14 protein-coding genes and 1 pseudogene are annotated in these 17,492 nt (G+C 70.4%); 9 read left to right on the top strand and 6 right to left on the bottom strand.

Annotated features, from left to right (window positions below; all coding sequences use genetic code 11):
- Nucleotides 1–22: 22 nt before the first annotated feature.
- Nucleotides 23–634 (top strand): CGNR zinc finger domain-containing protein, encoded by a 612-nt coding sequence (locus tag ACFU53_RS15700; protein WP_383991511.1) that lies wholly within the window; start codon nt 23–25, stop codon nt 632–634.
- A gap of 5 nt (nt 635–639) precedes the next feature.
- Here the strand turns inward: ACFU53_RS15700 and ACFU53_RS15695 are convergent, their stop codons facing one another.
- Nucleotides 640–1,071, bottom strand: coding sequence for a hypothetical protein (locus ACFU53_RS15695; protein WP_383991508.1), 432 nt, complete (start codon nt 1,069–1,071; stop codon nt 640–642).
- 232 nt (nt 1,072–1,303) lie between these two features.
- On the opposite strand from ACFU53_RS15695, the gene ACFU53_RS15690 reads away from it, so the two are divergent.
- The 4 genes and pseudogenes from ACFU53_RS15690 to ACFU53_RS15675 all read left to right on the top strand — a co-directional run bounded on the left by ACFU53_RS15690 (nt 1,304) and on the right by ACFU53_RS15675 (nt 5,846).
- Entirely contained in the window at nt 1,304–4,315 is a 3,012-nt protein-coding gene (locus ACFU53_RS15690; RefSeq protein WP_383991505.1) for a bifunctional [glutamine synthetase] adenylyltransferase/[glutamine synthetase]-adenylyl-L-tyrosine phosphorylase, read from the top strand.
- A gap of 47 nt (nt 4,316–4,362) precedes the next feature.
- Nucleotides 4,363–4,877 (top strand): annotated as a pseudogene (locus ACFU53_RS15685) (pyridoxamine 5'-phosphate oxidase family protein).
- A gap of 59 nt (nt 4,878–4,936) precedes the next feature.
- Complete coding sequence (locus ACFU53_RS15680) at nt 4,937–5,380, top strand: VOC family protein (RefSeq protein ID WP_383991502.1); 444 nt, start codon at nt 4,937–4,939, stop codon at nt 5,378–5,380.
- Between the two features lie 157 nt (nt 5,381–5,537).
- Nucleotides 5,538–5,846, top strand: a complete 309-nt coding sequence (locus tag ACFU53_RS15675; protein ID WP_383991499.1) for a hypothetical protein — start codon at nt 5,538–5,540, stop codon at nt 5,844–5,846.
- A gap of 201 nt (nt 5,847–6,047) precedes the next feature.
- Here the strand turns inward: ACFU53_RS15675 and glnA are convergent, their stop codons facing one another.
- Nucleotides 6,048–7,409 carry a type I glutamate--ammonia ligase gene (gene glnA, locus ACFU53_RS15670; RefSeq protein ID WP_383991496.1) on the bottom strand — a complete coding sequence of 454 codons (1,362 nt, stop codon included), beginning with the start codon at nt 7,407–7,409 and terminating at the stop codon, nt 6,048–6,050.
- Nucleotides 7,410–7,809: 400 nt separating this feature from the next.
- Here glnA and ACFU53_RS15665 point away from each other — a divergent pair, with 400 nt between their 5' ends.
- The 3 genes from ACFU53_RS15665 to ACFU53_RS15655 all read left to right on the top strand — a co-directional run bounded on the left by ACFU53_RS15665 (nt 7,810) and on the right by ACFU53_RS15655 (nt 11,011).
- The gene (locus ACFU53_RS15665; protein WP_383991493.1) at nt 7,810–8,475 is read left to right on the top strand and encodes a DUF3105 domain-containing protein; all 666 of its coding nucleotides are present in this window, start codon (nt 7,810–7,812) and stop codon (nt 8,473–8,475) included.
- A gap of 24 nt (nt 8,476–8,499) precedes the next feature.
- Entirely contained in the window at nt 8,500–9,120 is a 621-nt protein-coding gene (locus ACFU53_RS15660) for a DUF305 domain-containing protein (RefSeq protein ID WP_383991490.1), read from the top strand.
- Nucleotides 9,121–9,256: 136 nt separating this feature from the next.
- Nucleotides 9,257–11,011 (top strand): NAD+ synthase, encoded by a 1,755-nt coding sequence (locus tag ACFU53_RS15655; protein ID WP_383991487.1) that lies wholly within the window; start codon nt 9,257–9,259, stop codon nt 11,009–11,011.
- Nucleotides 11,012–11,213: 202 nt separating this feature from the next.
- On the opposite strand, the gene ACFU53_RS15650 is transcribed toward ACFU53_RS15655, so the two are convergent.
- The 4 genes from ACFU53_RS15650 to ACFU53_RS15635 form a co-directional block, all read right to left on the bottom strand.
- A complete protein-coding gene (locus tag ACFU53_RS15650) occupies nt 11,214–12,437 on the bottom strand; it encodes an MFS transporter (RefSeq protein WP_383991484.1) in 1,224 nt (407 codons plus the stop codon).
- Nucleotides 12,438–12,571: 134 nt separating this feature from the next.
- Nucleotides 12,572–13,621, bottom strand: a complete 1,050-nt coding sequence (locus ACFU53_RS15645) for an endonuclease/exonuclease/phosphatase family protein (RefSeq protein ID WP_383991481.1) — start codon at nt 13,619–13,621, stop codon at nt 12,572–12,574.
- A 459-nt stretch (nt 13,622–14,080) separates the two neighbouring features.
- The gene (locus ACFU53_RS15640; RefSeq protein WP_383991479.1) at nt 14,081–14,713 is read right to left on the bottom strand and encodes a TetR/AcrR family transcriptional regulator; all 633 of its coding nucleotides are present in this window, start codon (nt 14,711–14,713) and stop codon (nt 14,081–14,083) included.
- A gap of 108 nt (nt 14,714–14,821) precedes the next feature.
- Nucleotides 14,822–16,399: an MFS transporter gene (locus ACFU53_RS15635; protein WP_383991476.1), complete on the bottom strand. Its 1,578-nt coding sequence runs from the start codon at nt 16,397–16,399 to the stop codon at nt 14,822–14,824.
- 189 nt (nt 16,400–16,588) lie between these two features.
- On the opposite strand from ACFU53_RS15635, the gene panB reads away from it, so the two are divergent.
- The gene (gene panB / locus ACFU53_RS15630) at nt 16,589–17,455 is read left to right on the top strand and encodes a 3-methyl-2-oxobutanoate hydroxymethyltransferase (RefSeq protein WP_383991473.1); all 867 of its coding nucleotides are present in this window, start codon (nt 16,589–16,591) and stop codon (nt 17,453–17,455) included.
- Nucleotides 17,456–17,492 lie beyond the last annotated feature (37 nt).

Below are 17,492 nucleotides of genomic sequence, written 5' to 3'. Positions count from 1 at the left end.
ACGGATGGAAGCAACCCGTACCATGAGATTCATGAACGAGGCCGTGATCGTCGAGCCCGCGCCGGGGGCCGAGCAGTACCCTGCGCTCGACTTCGCCAACAGCGCGCTCGCCCTGCCCGGGGGCCAATTCCTGGACCTTCTGGGAACGCCTGTGACGGCCAACCGGTGGCTCACCGAACACGACCTCGCCCCCGTGGACGCCGGGATGCGGGAGATGTGCGCGGCGCAACTGCGGTCACTGCGCGAACAGATCCGGGCGCTGCTGGCGTCCCGGGTGGACGGTCAGCCCGCGCCGCCGAGCGCACTGGCCGCCGTGAACGACGCGCTGACCCGGGCCCCCGCGGCTTCGCTGCTGCGCTGGGAGCCGGGGCGCGGGATGTACCGGGCGGCCTCCCACCCCACCACCCAGCTCGTCGACCACGCCCTCGCGGTTCTCGCCGCGAACGCCGCCGACCTGCTGACCGGCCCCGACGCCGAACGCCTCACCGCCTGCGGCTCCAGCCCCTGCAACCGTTACCTCCTGCGTCACGGCCGCCGCCACTGGTGCTCGACGCGCTGCGGCGACCGGGCACGGGCGGCACGGGCGTATGCGCGGCGGACCGGGCAGGAGCAGTCCCTGCGGGAAGCTCCGTAGCCGCGTTACGCGGCGTCCGCCCCGTCGAGAAACCGAGCCAGCACAGCCACACCGACAGGAATCGCGACGAGATAGCCGACGAGGAGACCGACACCTGGGTCGGCCGCCGGGGCAAGGGCCCAGTTCGCTGCAGCGGCCCCGAGCAGGGTCACCACTGCCAGCGCCAGAAGAGCGGCGACGACGGCAAGCCGACGCGGCGGGCGCCCCTCGCGGTACAGCTCAGCCGCAGGCCCGACTGCGGCGATGCTCGTCGTGAGCGCGGCGAGATGGGGGTCGGGCGGCCAACCGAACAGCCACCCCACCAGCGCGACGACTCCGTACAAGGCGAGGCCGGCGAGTTCCAGCAGGACGGTGGACACCACCGGCTCCGACGACATCACCGTCCCCCACGAACGGCGCCGTATCGAGCCGTTCCCGCTGTCCTCCTCATCACCCACCCTCGGCAGAGTAGCCGTGGACATGGCGAAAGTGGTTTGCCGGGACAGCGGCACTGATGGGCCGGCCCGGGGCAGGGCTCCGTGAAACCCCTCGCCGCCACCGGCCCCGAACCCCCGCCGACCGACGCTTCTCCCAGGCACTCCGGTTAGGCTCAAGCACGTACGACCTTGATCGATGCAGTCGGGCGATCGGGTGAGCGGATGAGCGGGCTCGATCCGACGGGAGGCCTGGATGACGGCGCCGGGGCGCAGGAGCAGCACGTTCTCGCGACTGCTGCGGCACGGTTTCACCGATCCCAGCGCCGCCGAGCGGCTGCTGGAGAGCGAGGAGCTGTCGGCCGTACGGAACGACCCGGTGCTGCTGGACGCGCTGGGGGCGACCGCGGACCCGAACCTCGCGCTGCTGGGCCTCGTACGGCTGCTGGAGGCGCAGCCGGACCGTACGGCCCGGCGGGCGGTGCTGGACACGCTGATAGCGGCCAAGCCACTGCGGGACCGGCTGCTGGGGGTGCTCGGCGCGTCCGCCGCGCTCGGCGACCATCTGGCCCGGCACGCGCAGGACTGGCAGGCTCTCGTGACGTACGAGCCGCAGGACCTGCACCCGGGCATCGAGGAGTTCGAGCGGGGGCTCGCGGAGGCCGACGATCCCGTCTCGCTCCGCGTCGCCTACCGCCGCTGCCTGCTCTCCATCGCCGCCCGTGACGTCTGCGGGACGACCGATGTCGCCCAGACCGCCGCCGAACTCGCCGACCTCGCCACCGCCACGCTCCGCGCCGCTCTCACGATCGCCCGTGCCGCCGCGCCGGAGGACGCGGCGCTGTGCCGGCTCGCGGTGATCGCGATGGGCAAGTGCGGAGGTCATGAACTCAATTACGTCTCCGATGTCGACGTCATCTTCGTGGGGGAGACGGCGGACGGGGCCGACGAGCAGAAGGCGATCCGGGCGGCCACCCGTCTCGCCTCGCACATGATGCGGATCTGCTCCGAGACGACCGTCGAGGGCAGCATCTGGCCCGTCGACGCCAACCTGCGGCCGGAGGGGCGCAACGGCCCGCTCGTCCGCACGCTGAGCAGCCATCTCGCGTACTACCAGCGGTGGGCGAAGACCTGGGAGTTCCAGGCGCTGCTCAAGGCCCGGCCCGTCGCGGGCGACCTCGAACTGGGCGAGGAGTACGTCGCCGCGCTCGAACCGCTCGTCTGGAAGGCGGCCGAGCGGGAGAACTTCGTCCCCGACGTGCAGCGCATGCGCCGCCGGGTCGTCGAGAACATTCCGGCCGCCGAGGTCGACCGTCAACTCAAGCTCGGGCCGGGCGGGTTGCGGGACGTCGAGTTCGCCGTGCAGCTGCTCCAGCTCGTGCACGGGCGCGGCGACACCTCGCTGCGCAGCGGGACCACGCTCGACGCGCTGGGCGCGCTGGCCGCCGGCGGGTATGTCGGGCGGACGGACGCGGCCCAACTCGACGCCGCGTACCGCTTTCTGCGGTCCATGGAACACCGCATCCAGCTCTTCCGTCTGCGCCGCACCCACCTCGTCCCCGAGGACGACAACGACCTGCGGCGCATCGGCCGTTCGCTCGGCCTGCGCACCGATCCGGTCGTCGAGCTGAACCGCGAGTGGCGGCGCCACGCGGCCGTCGTACGTCGGCTGCACGAGAAGCTCTTCTATCGCCCCCTCCTCGACGCCGCCGCCCAACTCGCGCCGGGCGAGACCAGGTTGAGCGCCGACGCGGCCCGTGAACGCCTCGTCGCCCTCGGTTACGCCGACCCGGCCGCCGCCCTCCGCCATCTGGAGGCCCTGGCCTCCGGCGTCTCCCGCAAGGCGGCCATCCAACGCACGCTGCTTCCGGTCCTGTTGGGCTGGTTCGCGGACTCGGCCAACCCGGACGCCGGACTCCTCAACTTCCGCAAGGTCTCGGACGCCCTCGGCAGAACGCCTTGGTATCTACGGCTGTTGCGCGACGAGGGAGCTGCCGCGGAGAACCTGGCACGCGTGCTCTCCGCCGGCCGCCTCGCCCCCGACCTCCTCATGCGCGCCCCCGAGGCCGTCTCCCTCCTCGGCGACGGGGACGGCGTCGCCGGTGGCGCCGGCGGGCTCGAACCCCGGATGCGCGCCCACCTGGAACAGGAGATCCTCTCCGCCGTCGGCCGCGCCGACGGCGCCCAACAGGCCGTCACGGCCGCGCGCGGTGTCCGCCGCCGCGAACTCTTCCGTACGGCCGCCATGGACATCGTCGGCTCCTACGGCACCGAGGCGTCTCCGGCCACCGCCGACCAGGGCGCACTCGTGGACCTCGTGGGCGGCGCGGTCTCCGACCTCACGGCCGCGACTCTCGCGGGCACCCTCCGGGCCGTGGTCCGCGACCGCTGGGGCGACACCCTCCCCACCCGCTTCGCCGTCATCGGCATGGGCCGCTTCGGCGGGCACGAACTGGGCTACGGCTCCGACGCCGACGTCCTGTTCGTCCACGAGCCGAGGGAGGGCGTCGACGAGCAGGAGGCGGCCCGCGCCGCGAACGCGGTCGTCGCCGAGATGCGGCGCCTGCTCCAGATCCCGAGCGCCGACCCGCCCCTCCTCATCGACGCGGACCTCCGCCCCGAGGGCAAGTCGGGGCCCGTCGTACGGTCGTTGAAGTCGTACGAGGCCTACTACCGCCGCTGGTCGCTGGGTTGGGAGTCGCAGGCGCTGCTGCGCGCCGAACCAGTCGCCGGGGACGAGGAGTTGGGACGCCGCTTCATCGACCTCATCGATCCGCTCCGCTATCCGGCGGACGGACTCGGCGACGACGCCGTACGCGAGATCCGGCGCCTGAAGGCCCGTATGGAGTCCGAGCGGCTGCCGCGCGGCGCCGACCCGACCCTCCACACCAAGCTCGGCCGGGGTGGCCTGTCCGACGTGGAGTGGACCGTCCAGCTCTTCCAACTCCGGCACGGCCGAAGCGAGTCGGGCCTCCGCACGACCCGCACCCGCGAGGCCCTGGCCGCAAGCCGCGCGGCCGACCTGGTGAGCGCCGAGAACGCGGCCATACTGGACGAGGCCTGGGTGCTGGCGACGCGTGTACGGAACGCCGTGATGCTCGTACGGGGCCGCGCAGGCGACACGTTCCCCTCCGACGGCCGCGAACTCGCCGCCGTGGGCCGGTACTTGGGATACGGCCCCGGACACGTGGGCGACATGCTCGACGACTACCGCCGGATCACACGACGGGCTCGGGCTGTGGTGGAGGAATTGTTCTACGGGGGGTGAGGCGCGTGAGAGGGCCCACGGCACCCGGTGACAGGAAGAGACACCCCATGTCGAACACCAGCACCCCGCAGACCAGGCTCGACCCCCGCTACAGCGACCCGACCGCCGCCGCGATCCCCTGGCCGGAGGCCGAGGCGCGGCTCTCCGGCTCCGAGCTGTTCTGGATCTCGACGGTGCGGCCGGACGGGCGCCCGCATGTGACGCCGCTGCCCGCGGTGTGGTCGAGGGGGCGCTGCACTTCTGTACGGGCCCGGAGGAGCGGAAGGCGAGGAACCTCGCGGCGAATCCGCACGTCGTGCTGACGACCGGCACGAACACCTGGGACGAGGGCTACGACCTGGTGGTGGAGGGCGAGGCCGTACGCGTGACCGATGACGGTCGGCTGCGGGAGCTGGCCGCCGCGTGGGAGGCGAAGTACGGCAGTTTCTGGCACTTCGACGTACGGGACGGGTGTTTTCAGCACGGCGCGGGACGCGCTTTCGTCTTCGCGGTGGCGCCCGGCACGGTTTTCGGCTTCGGTAAGGGGGAGCCGTTCAGCCAGACGCGGTGGCGGTTCGGCTGAAGAACCGCTACGCACCTGTGCACAGGCGCTCCCGTCAAAGGCGACTTGGAGGACCCGGGATGCAGTACACGCTCGAAGTGATTCCGCTGCCCGTGAGCGACATCGACCGGGCCCGGGACTTCTACCGGGACAAGGTCGGTTTCCATGTCGACATCGACCAGGAGGTCATGCCGGGCATGCGGATCGTCCAGCTGACTCCCCCGGGCTCCGGCTGTTCGATCGCCCTCGGCGACGCCATCTGGGACACGGCCCAGGGCCCCAGGCCGGCCCCCGGCTCGTACCAGGGCCTCCAGCTCTGCGTCGCCGACATCAAGGCCGCCCACGCCGAGCTCCTCGAACGCGGCCTCGACGTCTCCGAACCCGTCCAGTACGCCCCCGACGACGGCGCCACCTTCATGTACTTCCAGGACCCGGACGGCAACGGCTGGGCGATCCAGGAGTACCGGCGCCGGGTCGCGGAGCCGTTGCACCAGGTGCTGGCGGACCTGGCGGAGCAGCAGTAGCAGTAGCAGTAGCAGTAGCAGTAGCAGCCAATAGTCTCAGTCGTACGCAAAGGGGGCGGTCGCTCTTGTGCACACAATGTGGCTCGCAGAAGACCGCCCCCGGGGTCCGTCACGCGGCGCCGCGGGCGGGGCACACAGGCCTGTAAGGAGGTGCAGCTTGATCCACTGTCTTCGGTTCTTCTTCGAGGCCGGCGTGGACACTCCGTTGTGGCCGGAAGACATGACCAGCCCTTACGGCTACCCCTGCGATCTGGAACGTCTGCCGATCAGCCCGAACACCCGGGTCGAGCTGGCGAGGCTGAGTGAGTTGTACCAGTCGTCGATCGACTGGGACTACCCGCCGAATCCGTCCCCGTGGTCCGACGAGGAACTGCAACGGTTCCGGCAGCAAGCGCACACCGCGCTGGAGATCCTGCGCCGTGAGCTGGGCGCAGGCTGGGCAGTTCGGGACGAGAGCTTGCTGTAACAGGCGGTCCGCGGCCCCAGGAACGAACAGACCGGCCAGGCCGCCAGGGCCCAGCCACTGTTCCCCACAGCGCGCACCCACCCGCAGCCCGGGGCCGGACGGCCCACAGACGGCCCAGGGCCGGTGAGACACCGTGGGGCCGACGGTCCACGACCGTCGGCCCACGCGCCGTTGCAGCGGGAAACCCGCTCTGACCTGCGCCTACAGCACCGGCAGGTTCTTCCGCAGCTCGAACGCGGTCACCTCGCTGCGGTACTCCTCCCACTCCTGGCGCTTGTTGCGGAGGAAGAAGTCGAAGACGTGTTCGCCCAGAGTCTCCGCCACCAGGTCGCTGCGCTCCATGAGCGACAGGGCTTCGCCCAGGTTCTGGGGCAGGGGCTCGATGCCCATCGCGCGGCGTTCCGCGTCCGAGAGGGCCCAGACGTCGTCCTCGGCGCCCGGCGGGAGCTCGTAGCCCTCCTCGATGCCCTTGAGGCCGGCGGCCAGGAGCATCGCGTACGCGAGGTACGGGTTCGCGCCGGAGTCCAGGGAGCGGACCTCGACCCGTGCCGAGCCCGTCTTGCCGGGCTTGTACATGGGAACCCGGACCAGGGCGGAGCGGTTGTTGTGGCCCCAGCAGATGTACGAGGGGGCCTCGCCGCCGGCGCCGGCCGTGCGCTCGGAGCCGCCCCAGATGCGCTTGTAGGAGTTGACCCACTGGTTGGTCACGGCGGCGATCTCGGCGGCGTGCTTCAGGAGGCCCGCGATGAAGGAGCGGCCGACCTTGGAGAGCTGGTACTCCGCGCCGGACTCGTAAAAGGCGTTCCTGTCGCCTTCGAAGAGCGACAGGTGCGTGTGCATTCCGCTGCCGGGGTGCTCGCTGAACGGCTTCGGCATGAACGTCGCCTGGACGCCCTGCTCCAGTGCCACCTGCTTCATGACCAGGCGGAACGTCATGATGTTGTCCGCCGTGGACAGCGCGTCGGCGTAGCGGAGGTCGATCTCCTGCTGGCCCGGCGCGCCCTCGTGGTGGGAGAACTCGACCGAGATGCCCATGGACTCCAGCATGGTGATCGCCTGGCGGCGGAAGTCCATGCCGACGTTCTGGGGCGTGTGGTCGAAGTAGCCGGAGTTGTCGGCCGGGGTCGGGCGGGAGCCGTCGACCGGCTTGTCCTTCAGCAGGAAGAACTCGATCTCGGGGTGCGTGTAGAAGGTGAAGCCCAGGTCGGAGGTCTTGGCCAGGGCACGCTTCAGGACGTAGCGCGGGTCCGCGAAGGACGGGGAGCCGTCCGGCATGAGGATGTCGCAGAACATCCGGGCGGTGCCGGGGGCCTCCGCGCGCCACGGCAGGACCTGGAAGGTCGACGGGTCCGGCTTGGCGATCATGTCGGACTCGTACACCCGGGCGAAGCCCTCGATGGCCGAGCCGTCGAAGCCGATGCCCTCGTCAAACGCCTGTTCCAGCTCGGCGGGGGCCACGGCGACGGACTTCAGGAAGCCCAGCACGTCCGTGAACCACAGGCGTACGAAACGGATGTCGCGCTCCTCCAACGTACGGAGCACGAACTCCTGCTGCTTGTCCATCTTCCGCTTCCACCCATTCCTTGCTGGTCAGGCCGCCTTGCTCCCGAGCAACGGGACGCGGTCGGGCACCTGAGCATCCCACCACAACACCATTTCATGCGCGTTGCGCACCTTGATCGACAAACCGACCTTCAGTCGAACGCCCGGCGTACGGCAGGTATACCTCCCGCTCCGCGGGTGTACCGCTCGCTCCGCCGCTCAACCGCTCTGCCGCCCATCTTGCCTGCTCGCGCCGACATCCGTAACGCCCATGCCGTTCCGAGGGCGGGCCGCGCCGCCGGCGGGGCAGCATGGGAGGCGGGATCCCTCGTTTACGAGAGGGAGCCGATCAAATTACGATCAGCTGAGCCGACCGCCCCATCCGACTCATCCGACCCACCCCCCACTAAGGACACACCCCATGGCCGCCAAGACCAACAGCAGCGCCGAGCGCAAGGCGCGCATCGAGGCGATGCGCCGTGCCGAGCGCTCCCGTGAGCGCCGGAACCGGATCCTCACGATCGGCGCCAGCGTGCTGATAGTCGCCGGCCTCGTCGTGGGCGGGACGGTCCTGATCCGCTCCCAGTCCGACGACAGCGACAGCAGCAGCACGGCGAGCGACTCCAAGTCCACGGGCAAGTGGGAGACCGGGTCGGACGGAGTGAAGACCTGGAGCACCAAGCTCGCGCAGAACCACGTCACCAAGACCGTGAAGTACGCGATGGAGCCGCCGGTGGGCGGTGACCACAACCCGGTCTGGCAGAACTGCAACGGCGACGTCTACGACAAGGCGATCAAGAACGAGAACGCCGTCCACTCGCTGGAGCACGGCGCGGTCTGGGTGACGTACAACAGCAAGGCCTCCGACGCCGACGTCAAGGCGCTCGCGGAGAAGGTCAAGAAGACCCCGTACACGCTGATGAGCCCGGTCGACGACCAGAAGGACCCGATCATGCTCAGCGCGTGGGGCCACCAGCGCACGGTGACCAGCGCGACCGACGCGAACGTCGACAAGTTCTTCGAGACGTACGTCCAGGGTGAGCAGACGCCCGAGCCGGGTGCCGCCTGCACCAACGGCGTCTCCTAGCGGCGGCCTGGCACAGTGGGAAGCATGAAGCACATCGGTTGGATCGCCTCCGGGGCCGCGGCGGTGCTCGTCGCTGCCGGGGCGATCACGTACGCGGTCGCCGACGGCGACGAGTCCGGGCTGAAGGCCCCCGCCGCCGACTCCGCCGACGCGGGGTTCGCCCGGGACATGGCCGTCCATCACCAGCAGGCCGTCGAGATGTCGTACATCGTGCGCGACCGGACGGATGACGAGGAGGTCCGGCGGCTCGCGTACGACATCGCGCAGACGCAGGCCAACCAGCGCGGCATGATGATCGGCTGGCTCGATCTGTGGGGCCTGCCGAAGGTGTCGTCGCAGAAGCCGATGGCCTGGATGGGCATGGGCGACATGGCCTCCGGCGAGGACGGTTCGCTGATGGCCGGCATGGCCACCAACGCCGAGATGGAGAAGCTCGGCAAGCTCAACGGCAAGCAGGCCGAGATCTTCTTCCTCCAGTTGATGACCGACCATCACAAGGGCGGCATCCACATGGCGGAGGGCTGTGTCTCCAAGTGCACGGTCGGCGTGGAGAAGAAGCTCGCCCAGGGCATGGTCAACGCCCAGGAGTCCGAGATCTCGTTGATGACGGGCATGCTCAAGGACCGGGGGGCCGCGCCGCGGTAGTCGTACCGGCGGCCGACACCGTGGCCCGATGCCGATGCCGATGCCGATGCCGATATCGATGCCGCTGCCGTGGGGCGCGCCAAACGTGGGGCGCCCCACACCCCATTGCGTCGCTCTGACGATTACACTGGGCCCCGTGCCTCAACTTCGTCTCGCTTTGAATCAGATCGACTCGACGGTCGGCGACATCGCCGGGAACGCCGAGGCGGTGGTCCGCTGGACCCGGCACTCCGCCGAGCAGGGAGCGCATCTGGTGGCGTTCCCCGAGATGGTGCTGACCGGGTACCCCGTCGAGGATCTGGCACTGCGCCAGTCCTTCGTGGAGGCCTCCCGCACCGCGCTGAAGGCGCTGGCCGCGCGGCTCGCCGACGAGGGCTTCGGGGAACTGCCGGTGGTCCTCGGCTACCTCGACCGCTCCGAGTCCGCCGCCCCGAAGTACGGCCAGCCGGCGGGCGCGCCGCGGAACGCGGGCGCGGTGCTGCACCGGGGCGAGGTGGCGCTCACCTACGCCAAGCACCACCTCCCCAACTACGGCGTGTTCGACGAGTTCCGCTACTTCGTGCCCGGCGACACCATGCCGGTCGTGCGGCTGCACGGCGTCGACATCGCCCTCGCCATCTGCGAGGACCTCTGGCAGGACGGCGGCCGCGTCCCGGCGGCCCGGTCCGCCGGCGCCGGGCTGCTGCTCTCCATCAACGCCTCGCCGTACGAGCGTGACAAGGACGACACCCGGCTGGAGCTGGTCCGCAAGCGGGCCCAGGAGGCCGGCTGCACGACCGCGTACCTGGCGATGATCGGCGGCCAGGACGAGCTGGTCTTCGACGGCGACTCGATCGTCGTCGACCGGGACGGTGAAGTGGTCGCGCGGGCGCCGCAGTTCGCGGAGGGGTGCGTGGTCCTGGACCTGGACCTCCCGGCGGCAGCCGCCGACCCCGTGACAGGTGTCGTCGACGACGGGCTGCGCATCGACCGGCTCGTCATCTCCGAGGAGCCGCTGCCCGCGTACGAGCCGGAGCTGACCGGCGGATACGCGGAGCGCCTCGACGACGACGAGGAGGTGTACTCGGCGCTGGTGGTCGGCCTGCGGGCGTACGCCGCGAAGAACGGCTTCCAGTCCGTCCTGATCGGTCTGTCCGGCGGTATCGACTCGGCGCTCGTGGCGGCGATCGCGTGCGACGCGCTGGGCGCGCAGAACGTGTACGGCGTGTCCATGCCGTCGAAGTACTCGTCGGACCACTCCAAGGGTGACGCGGCGGAGCTGGCGCGCCGGACGGGCCTCAACTTCCGTACGGTCTCGATCGCGCCGATGTTCGACGCCTACATGTCGTCGACGGAGCTGACGGGCCTGGCCGAGGAGAACCTCCAGTCCCGCCTGCGCGGCACGCTGCTGATGGCGATCTCCAACCAGGAGGGCCACATCGTGCTGGCGCCCGGCAACAAGTCCGAGCTGGCGGTGGGGTACTCGACGCTGTACGGCGACTCGGTGGGCGCGTACGGCCCCATCAAGGACGTGTACAAGACGTCGGTCTTCCGGCTGGCCGAGTGGCGCAACCGGGCGGCGGCGGAGCGGGGCCAGACCCCGCCGATCCCGGAGAACTCCATCTCCAAGCCGCCGAGCGCGGAACTCCGTCCCGGGCAGGTAGACACCGACTCCCTGCCGGACTACCCGGTCCTGGACGCGATTCTGGAGCTGTACGTCGACCGTGACCAGGGCGCCGACGCGATCGCCGCCGCCGGGTTCGACAGCGAGCTGGTGAGCAGGACTCTGCGCATGGTCGATACCGCGGAGTACAAGCGGCGGCAGTACCCGCCGGGGACCAAGATCTCCCCGAAGGGGTTCGGGAAGGACCGGCGGCTGCCCATCACCAACCGGTGGCGGGAGCGGGCGTAGGTTCCGAGGGTTCTCGCCCCCGCCGCCCCTACCCGTCCCATCCCCAGGGGCTGCGCCCCTCGCCCCCCTTCGGCGCCTGATGGCTCGGGGGGCGGTTCGTTGGCGGGTGCGCGTGCGGTGGGGGTTCTCGCGCAGTTCCCCGCGCCCCTCAAAAGCCCGGGCCGGGCCCTGGTTTTCCTGCGGGGCCCGGAAACGGCCGGCCTCAGACGCGTACCGTCTCCGACTCCCCTGGCACGTGCGAGGCCACCACGCGGCCACGCTGGGGGGTGGTGGCGGTCGCGCGGCGGGTGTCGACCGTGTGGGCCACGGCCGCGACCGCCAGGCCGATGACCGCGAGCCCCGCGCCCACGACCGCCGGGGCCGTCGCGCCGAGGCCGACGGAGAGGGCGAGGCCGCCGATCCAGGCGCCGCCGGCGTTCGCGAGGTTGAAGGCGGCCTGGTTGGCGGAGGAGGCGAGGGAGGGGGCGGTGGCGGCCTTCTCCATGACCATCAGCTGGAGGGGCGAGCCGGTGGCGAAGGCGGCGACGCCGAGGAGGAGGACGGCCAGGGCGGCGCTCCACTGGGCGGACATGAGGACCGGGAACAGCGCGAGCACCAGGATCAGCGACGCCAGGCCGCCGAAGAGGGTGCCTCGGAGGGAGTGGTCGGCGAGGCGGCCACCGGCCAGGTTCCCGATGGTCGCCCCTACGCCGAACAGCGCCAGCAGCAGGGTCACGCTGGTCTCCGCGTACCCGGCGGAGTCCGTGAGCATCGGTGTGATGTAGCTGTAGGCGGAGAAGAGCGCGCCGAAGCCGGCGACAGTGGTGCCGAGGGCGAGCCAGACGGGGAGCGAGCGCAGGGCGCCCAGTTCGCCGCGCAGGCCGGTCGACGGCGCGGACGCGCGGTCGTGCGGCAGCAGGAGCGCCAGGGAGGCGATCGCCGCCAGTCCGATCGCGCTCACGCCGAGGAAGGCGACACGCCAGCCGAAGTGCTGGCCCACGAGGGTCGCGGCCGGTACGCCGGCGATGTTGGCGATCGTGAGTCCCAGGAACATCAGCGAGACCGAGCGGGCCTTGCGCTCCGGCGCCACGAGGCCGGTCGCGACGACCGCGCCGACGCCGAAGAAGGCGCCGTGCGGCAGACCGCTGAGGAAGCGGGCGGCGAGCAGCCAGTGCTCGTCGGGGGCGAGGGCGGACAGGGCGTTGCCGACGACGAAGAGGACCATCAGCCCGATCAGGACCTTGCGGCGGGGCATGCGGGCCGTGACCGCGGCGAGCAGCGGGGCGCCGATGACGACGCCCAGCGCGTACGCCGAGACCAGGTGGCCGGCAGCGGGGATCGAGATGCCGAGGTCGGCCGCGACCTCGGGGAGGAGGCCCATGATGACGAACTCGGTCGTGCCGATTCCGAAGGCTCCTACGGCGAGAGCGAGCAGGGCCAAGGGCATGGCGGAGAGACCTTTCAAAGGGTGCAGGAGGCAGAGGGGGATCGGGGGTTCCGTCCCATCGTATGTTCACTGCCGGAACAAACCCGAACCCGGGCTCTATTCCCCCGTCACCCGCGACCGCCCCACCAGCGCCGTCAGCTCCCGGACGTGTCGATCGTCACCCGTGCCGCCACCGGCAGATGGTCGCTGCCCGTCTCCGGCAGGGTCCACGACGCCGTCGGCTCCATGCCCCGGACCATGATCTGGTCGATGCGGGCCATCGGGAACGAGGCGGGCCAGCTGAAGCCGAAGCCGCTGCCCGCGGCGCCCTGAGTGGAACGCATCTGGGCGGTGACGGCGTTCAGGGCGCGGTCGTTCATGGTGCCGTTGAGGTCGCCGAGGAGGGCGACCTGCTGGATCGGCTCGTCGGCGATGGCCTCGCCGAGGGCGTTGGCGCTCTTGTCGCGCTGGCGGGCGGTGAATCCGGCTTCCAGCTTCACCCGTACCGAGGGCAGGTGGGCGACGTACACGGCGACCGGCCCGTCCGGTGTCGCCACCGTCGAACGCATCGCGCGCTCCCAGCCGAGCTTGATGTCGACGGCCTTGGTGTCGTTCATCCGGTACTTGCTCCACAGCCCGACGGTGCCGACGACCTCGTGGTACGGGTACGTCGCCGCCAGCGCCTTCTCGTACACCGGCATCGCGCTCTCGGTCAGCTCCTCCAGCGCCACCACGTCCGCGCCGGAGGAGGCGACCTCGCCGGCCGTGCCGGACGGGTCGGCGTTGTCCGCGTTGACGTTGTGGGTGATGACGGTGAAGTCGCCGCCGCTGCCGGTCTTGCTGGTGACGAGTCCGCCGAAGATGTTCAGCCAGACGACCGTGGGCACCAGGAGCGCGATGAGCGCGGTCGCCGATTTACGGACCAGCGCGAGCACGAGCAGCAGCGGGATCGCGATGCCCAGCCAGGGCAGGAACGTCTCGGTCAGGCTGCCGAGGTTGCCCACGGCGTTCGGGACCTGGGCGTGCAGCACCATCAACAGCGCGACGAGGAGCGCGAGAACGGCGAGGACGACGCCGCGCCGCCAGATCCGGCGGTCCCCTCTCCAGCCGCCGAAGAGGCGGCTCAGCAGGCGCCGGAGCCGGGATTGTTCGCGGCCCTGACCCGTGCCGCCGCCGCCCGTCTCCGTCATGTACGCCTGCGCCATACCGTCCTCACAACCTGCCGTGCACTTCGTCCCCCGCGCCTAAAGACCCTAGAGGATGATCGCCGTCGATCCTGCCGCCACATGGCGGTCGTACGGGAACGAGGACGAACAACTCGCTGTTCGGAGTTCCGAACCGGCGGACAGGCCCTGACGTTGTGACGAAACGCGCACATCAACTGTTTCTTGCGAGGAGGACACGGCGTTCCCGCCGGGGAGGAATCGCGTCCGGGTGTCGCGGAGCGGAGCGTCGCCGCATCCGGTTCAGGGCGCGGAGCGCCCTGAACCGCCGTCGGAACCGCAGTGATGATGCGAACGTGCGTGCCCGTGGTGGTCTCAACCCGGCCGGCACCGATGGCGGAAGACCTCCTGGAGCGCTGCTCCAGGAGGCTGCCTGAGCCAGGAATCCCCTCCCATCAGGGACGGGAGGGGATTCAAAGGGACGGGAGGATTCAACGTGACTCACTTCGCAGGACGAAGCCCTTCGAGCACCGTGTCGACGATGTTCTCCGCGAGATCCTCGGGGAGGGAGGCGTCCGGGCGCATGACGGTGCGGACGAGCATGGGGCCGAAGACCAGATCGCCGACGAGGTCGATGTCCACGTCTGCGCGGAGTTCGCCGTTGTCCCGGCCCCGGCGCAGGACCTCGGCGAGGGCCCGGCGGCGGGGGGCGACGACGTCCGCGTGGTAGGCGTCCCAGATCTTGGGGCTGCTCTTCATCTGGGCGATGACGTTGTGCAGGATCGCCGACGGCCGGTTGAGCAGCCCGCGTTGGCGTGCCGCCTCCAGGAAGACGACCAGGTCGTCGCGCATCGAGATGCCGGGCAGCACGGGGTCCGGGGGTTCCGCGGCGCGCAGTACGTCGACGAAGAGCGCCTCCTTGCCGCTCCAGCGGCGGTAGATGGTCGCCTTGCCCACGCCGGCGGTGCGGGCCACCCGTTCGATCGACAACTCCGAGAGCGGCACGCCCTCTTCGAGAAGCCTCATCACGCTCTCGACGATGGACCGCTCCACGGCCTCGCTGCGGGGCCGCCCGCGTACGGGGCTCCCGTCCCGGACCCGCCCGTCTCCGGCGTGGCTCTCGACGAGGCTCAAGGTCGACTCCGTCTCTCTCGTACTCCGGTGTCCGGCGCTGTCGTGCTCCGCTGTCCGGGGTGATTCTCTCCCGCGTACGGCAGTGGGGTGCCGTACACGGGTGGCCGGTTACTGGTCGGCGGCCACCAACTCCGGCTCGTCCTTGCCCTCTTGGCCGCCCTTCGTCCGTCCCGGCAGGAACACCGCCATGGCCACCGCGCCGATCAGGGCGACGCCGGCCCCGCACAGGGCGGTCACGTGCATGGCGTGCAGGAAGGCGTCGTGGGCCGGGCCGACCAGGGCCTCGCCCCGCGCGCCTAGGCGGGCGGCGAGGCCGAGGGTGGCCTCGATGGACTCGGCGGCGGCGTGCGGGGCGCCGGCGGGCAGCTCGCCCTCGATGTCGTTGCGGTAGGCGGCGGACAGCACCGAGCCGAGGACGGCGATGCCGAGGGCGCCGCCGACCTGGCGGAAGGTGTTGCTGAGCGCGGACGCGGAGCCGGCCTTCTCACGGGGCAGCGCCTGCATGATGACGACGCTCAGCGGGGTCATGACGTGCGCCATGCCCATACCCATGAAGAAGAAGATCACTTCGAGGATCCAGATCGGCGTGTCCGCGTCCAGCACGGCGAACGCGGCCAGCATCCCGGCGATCAGCGTCATGCCCGCCGTGCACACCGCGCTGTTGCCGAAGCGGTCCACGACGAGGCGGGCGCGCGGCGCGAAGACGAGCTGCGCGACGGCCAGCGGCAGCATCAGCAGGCCGGTCTGGAGCGGTGAGTAGCCGCGCACGGTCTGGGTGTAGAAGACGGAGAAGAAAGTCACGCCCATCAGCGCGAAGAAGACCAGGCCGATGACGCCGATGGCGGCCGAGAAGACCTTGTTCCTGAAGAACGTGATGTCGATGGACGGGTGGTCGCTGCGCTTCTCGAACACCACGAAGGCGGCGAGGACCGCGAGCCCTGCCGCGATGGTCCCGAGGACCGTGAGGTCCGTGAAGTCGGCGAGCTGGCCGCCCCGGATAATGCCGTAGACGAGCAGCACGAGGCCGACGACGGAGAGCAGTACGCCGACGGGGTCGATGCGGCCTGGGTTGGGATCGCGCGAATCAGGCACCAGCCAGATCATCAGGCCGAGCGCGAGGAGGACGATCGGCACGTTGATCAGGAAGACCGAGCCCCACCAGAAGTGGTCGAGGAGGACGCCGCCGGTGATCGGGCCGATGGCGATGGCGAGGCCGACGCCGCCCGCCCAGATGCCGATGGCCTTCGGCTGCTCGTCGCGCTCGAAGACGTTCATCAGGACGGCGAGGGTGGCGGGCATCACGAAGGCGGCGCCGAAGCCCATCACGGCGCGGAACACGATCAGCTCGGCCGGGGAGCCCGACATGGCTGCCAGGGCCGAGCCGATACCGAAGACGACGAGGCCGCCGAGCAGCACCCTCTTGCGGCCGAGCCGGTCGCCGAGCAGGCCCGCGGAGAACAGCAGGCCCGCGAAGACGAGCGTGTAGGCGTTGATCGCCCACTCCAGCTCGCTCTGGGTGGCGCCGAGGCCGGTGGGCTCCGGGGTGGAGATCGTCTTGATGGCGACGTTGAGGATCGAGTTGTCGAGCACCACGATCAGCAGGCTCAGCATCAGCACACCGAGAATCACCCAGCGGCGCCGGTGCACCGCCGCCGGTATGCGGGAGTCAGGGACTGCGGTAGTCATGTCGTCGACCCTAGACCTATTTCGATACGAGACCGTCTCGTATCGAAAATCTTTTACCCGCCTCTTACACGCCGCAAGCCGGAACGGTCACAGTGACCTCCCCTAGCCCTCCCTCGAACGAGGTGCCACCATGGAAGCGGTCCGGGGACGCCGTCAGGGTGCCTCGAGATGACATGAAGGAGCTGTACGATGACGCAGCTTTCGGCTGCCCAGACGAAGCCCTCCGACGGCAGCAAGGCGCTGTACGGGGGCAAGGGCACACGCCGTATCACCGTCCGGGACATCGCCCTCGCGAAGGAACGCGGCGAGAAGTGGCCCATGCTCACCGCGTACGACGCGATGACCGCGTCCGTCTTCGACGAGGCCGGCATCCCGGTCATGCTCGTCGGCGACTCCGCGGGCAACTGCCACCTCGGCTACGAGTCGACCGTGCCCGTCACCCTCGACGAGATGACCATGCTGTCCGCGGCCGTCGTACGGGGCACCAGCCGTGCCCTGATCGTCGGCGACCTGCCCTTCGGCTCCTACCAGGAGGGCCCGGTGCAGGCGCTGCGCTCGGCGACCCGGCTGGTCAAGGAGGCCGGGGTCGGCGCGGTCAAGCTGGAGGGCGGCGAGCGGTCCCACCGCCAGATCGAGCTGCTGGTCGAGTCCGGCATCCCCGTCATGGCCCACATCGGCCTCACCCCGCAGTCCGTCAACGCGATGGGCTATCGCGTGCAGGGGCGGGGCGAGGAGGCCGCGCAGCAGCTGCTGCGCGACGCCAAGGCCGTCCAGGACGCGGGCGCGTTCGCGGTCGTCCTGGAGCTGGTTCCGGCGGAGCTGGCCGCCGAGGTCACGCGGGTGCTGCACATCCCGACCGTCGGTATCGGCGCGGGCGCCGAGACCGACGCGCAGGTCCTCGTGTGGACCGACATGCTGGGACTGACCGGCGGGCGGGTGCCGAAGTTCGTGAAGCAGTACGCCGATCTGCGTGCGGTCATGGGTGACGCGGCGAAGGCGTTCGCGGAGGACGTCGTGGGCGGGACGTTCCCGCTGGAGGAGCACTCCGTTCACTAGGCCCTGAGGGCCGTTGAGCCACTGCGGTACGACTGCA

This window comes from Streptomyces sp. NPDC057474 (genome assembly GCF_042802555.1).
Classification (GTDB): Bacteria; Actinomycetota; Actinomycetes; order Streptomycetales; family Streptomycetaceae; genus Streptomyces.
The sequence above is the reverse complement of the archived record's forward strand: the minus strand, read 5'-3'. Positions and strand labels throughout refer to the sequence as shown.